This is a genomic window from Mycolicibacter senuensis (assembly GCF_003284925.1).
Lineage (GTDB): Bacteria > Actinomycetota > Actinomycetes > Mycobacteriales > Mycobacteriaceae > Mycobacterium > Mycobacterium algericum_A.
The window spans coordinates 1-1,526 of sequence record NZ_QMEX01000290.1 but is presented as its reverse complement, the minus strand read 5'-3'; the positions used below and the strand labels follow the sequence as shown (position 1 = coordinate 1,526).

The 1,526-nt window shown below is 68.3% G+C and carries 1 protein-coding gene, 1 pseudogene and 1 riboswitch; the gene and the pseudogene both read right to left on the bottom strand.

The window, feature by feature from the left end:
* A partial coding sequence (locus tag DQP56_RS24200) for a PPE family protein (protein WP_114475799.1) occupies nucleotides 1-1,092 on the bottom strand: 1,092 nt, incomplete at its 3' end.
* Between the two features lie 33 nt (nucleotides 1,093-1,125).
* Nucleotides 1,126-1,309: riboswitch (cobalamin riboswitch) on the bottom strand.
* Nucleotides 1,302-1,526 (bottom strand): annotated as a pseudogene (locus tag DQP56_RS24195) (hypothetical protein); the annotation flags it as partial. Its footprint overlaps the riboswitch before it by 8 nt.

Genomic DNA, 1,526 nt, shown 5'->3' with positions numbered 1-1,526 from the left:
GGCCAGCACGCTCGTGGCGGCCAGCACCGGCAGCAGTGCGGGTATCAGCGCCGTCTGGGTGATCAGGTAGTTGAGCGCCTGGATGGTATTGCCGATCGTCGCCCCGACGATCTCGACCATCGCCAGCGGCACCACCAGGCCGAGTCCCTGGGGGTTGAACAGCGCCGTGTACATGATCGCCAGCAGATCGTCGACGATGACGATGCTGGTGAACGCGAAAAACGACCCCGGGTCCAGGGGCACCGAGAAGATGTAGGCCAGGTTTGCCGGGTTGAAATAGCTCAGCGGGTTGCCGGTCCACCCCAGCCACGATCCGGGCACGCCCCACGGCGGCAACAACGACGATCCGCTCTGCAGGCTCGTGAAGAAATCGGCGAGCGGACCCGAGATGCCGGTGAAGCCGATCTTGTCGAAGAACTCGGTCAGCTGCGCATACAGCGGGTACTGGCTGCTGTCGGGATACGGCGGGCTGGGGACGAGTCCTTCGAGCCATTTCGCGAAGTCGAGGAACCACTGCGGCGGCTCCGGCGCCGTCGCGTCCGCGCTCCCGGCGGCCTTGAGCACCGGGGGCGCCGGCTCGGTCTGCGGCGATGCCGCCACCGCGGTGGTCGCGGTGGCCTGGTAGGCGGTCATCACGGTGGCGGCCTGCAGCCACATCCGCGCGTAGTCGGCCTCGTTCAGCGCGATCGGAATGGTGTTGACGCCAAAGAAGTTCGTGCCCACCAGCACCGCATGCGTGACATGGTTGGCCACCAACTCGGCCATCGTCGGCATCGCCGCCAGTGCGCTGGTGTAGGCGGCAGCCGCGGTCTGCTGCTGGGCAGCGGTCGCCGTGGCATCGGCACCGGCACGCACCAACCACGCCAGGTAGGGCGCGTTGGCGGCCACGAACGCCTCCGCGGACGGGCCCTGCCAGGCCCCGGACTGCACCGCGCCCAACAGGGCGGTCAGCTCATCAGCGATCTCGGCGTACTCGACGGCCAAAGCCGTCCACGCCGACGAGGAGGCCAGCAACGGGCCGGCACCGGGACCGGCGGACAACAGCGACGAATGGATCTCAGGAGGCGACGCCATCCAAATAGGGGCGGTCACGTCGACCAGCTCTCTCGGGGTACACCGCCCCGGGTAGCAGGATGCGACGACGTGAGTGTCCTGACTCTCGGATCAACGCTCGCCTCGCCTTCCAACTCCATATGGAGCCGTGGCTGTTGAGGGTCGCTCCCCGATCACAGTGGCGGGACCGTGCCGGATTCTCACCGGCTTCCTGCACCGTCGTTGCCTTACCGGCGCATTATCGCACGCTACGGGGCCTGCTTGCGACGTTCCCGCGTCCAGGTGCCCGGTGTCATCGGTGCCTTTACCGCGCCGAAGGCGTCCCCGGCCAGCGCGGTCAGGCCGCTGGGGAGCACGCCCGGCGGGTCGGTGTCGGCCACCGCATCCAGCTCGGCGTCCTCCAGGTCCATGTACTCGTAACCGCGGCCCAGCATGTCGGCCTTCGCCTTGCGGCGGCGCCGGGCCTTGGCCTT